The organism is Synechococcus sp. WC101 (assembly GCF_047461555.1).
GTDB lineage: Bacteria > Cyanobacteriota > Cyanobacteriia > Thermostichales > Thermostichaceae > Thermostichus.
On sequence record NZ_JANSHG010000295.1, the window covers coordinates 1 to 1,348 of the forward strand.

Here is a 1,348-nt window from a genome sequence, read left to right on the forward strand (position 1 = left end):
CAGCGCCAGCACCGATTGCTTTTTAACAATTCGCCGGTAGCGGGGATCGTCCCTGGCCCGCACTCGGTAGAGAACTCCTGTTTCATCGCCAATTTCCATCTCAAACTGGCGCTCGCGCACTTCTTCAATATAGAGTTGCCCCTCTTCATCCACCTTTTCCCGCTCTTCCACCACCACCTCGTAGCGGCGGGTGCTCAACACCTGGCCAAAAAAGAGCCCTCCGTAAGGGATCTCGCGAAAGGCTAGCTGCCGGCGGGAGATGGTGTAGAGGGGCCCCCAGAGGAAAGGGTAGAGCAACGAGAGAAACCCCCCCAGAAAGGAGACTGCCCCCAAGAAGGATCCCTCGCCAAAAGCGCGAGACAGCACCAGCAGCGCTACGCCCACCAAAATAGCTGTAATGATCCGGCCTACGCTCTTGAGGGCATCGCTCCAGTAAGCTGCGTACTGGAGCCGCGTCGGCACCAGCGGGATCACCGCCTCGCACTCTTCTGGGGTAAGCTCCAACAACATGCACTGAGATCCTCAAAACAGCCAACTCCGCCCCTTTACCCGCTGAGGGTGGGCCAGACCCCATCTTAGTAGAATGAGGCAGGGAAGCTCTGCTACCCTTGCTGCTCCTTCTAAGTGCTGCCCATGGTGCCCGGATCCCAGTTTTCTTCGACCGTCAGACAGCAGGTGGCCCAGTTGGACGAGGGATCCCGACGGGACAAGGCGTGGCTAGGAGATGCGGTGCTGAGCCTCTTTGCCCGCCAGTGGCTGCTCGGCCCGCCACCCGACTGGCAGGTGCCTTCCCCTCCCGGCTGCGATCTTAGCCGCGCGGAACTCTTCACCTGGCTCACCTCCAACCAATTTTTGTCGGCTCTGCGGGATCCCACCCAGGTGGAGGCAGAAATCGGCCTTATCTACGAAAGAGAAGGCCTCCCGGCAGCCTTTGCCTACATTCAGGAACAGCTCCTGCCTCTGTTTGTTAGACAGGTACACAACCGTGCCAAAACCCTGCGCAGCAAGCGGCGCTAGAGCCTTGAACTCCGGAGCAGCAAGAGGCTTCCCCCTAGCTGGCTCTCCTGGCCAGGATTTTCACCCCCCTCACCCCCTGGGAGAAGGGGCCCTTACTCCCACAGCCGCCGGATGGGAGAGCGGTGCAAAAGGCGGTGGGTTTCGGCCAACAACTCCGGGATCGGCAGGTGCTGCGGACAACGGGGCAGGCAGTCGCCGCACTCGCTGCAGCGGTCGGCAGGCACCCCTGGGAACCAGTGCCCCGCCTGGCCGAACATGTTGTAGCGATATTGGGCAAACTCGGTCATCTCGTGGGCAAGAGCCAAGTTGCGCAGCCGCAGCACCTCTGGGA

2 protein-coding genes and 1 pseudogene are annotated in these 1,348 nt (G+C 61.0%); 1 reads left to right on the forward strand and 2 read right to left on the reverse strand.

Going from position 1 to position 1,348, the window contains the following annotated elements; all coding sequences use genetic code 11:
* The coding region (locus NW809_RS12605; protein ID WP_414402299.1) for a hypothetical protein at positions 1-510 on the reverse strand (510 nt) is incomplete at its 3' end.
* Positions 511-633: 123 nt separating this feature from the next.
* Between NW809_RS12605 and NW809_RS12610 the strand changes: the two genes are divergently transcribed.
* Positions 634-1,017 (forward strand): hypothetical protein, encoded by a 384-nt coding sequence (locus tag NW809_RS12610; protein WP_414402300.1) that lies wholly within the window; start codon positions 634-636, stop codon positions 1,015-1,017.
* A gap of 92 nt (positions 1,018-1,109) precedes the next feature.
* Here the strand turns inward: NW809_RS12610 and NW809_RS12615 are convergent.
* A pseudogene (locus NW809_RS12615) lies at positions 1,110-1,348 on the reverse strand (aldo/keto reductase); the annotation flags it as partial.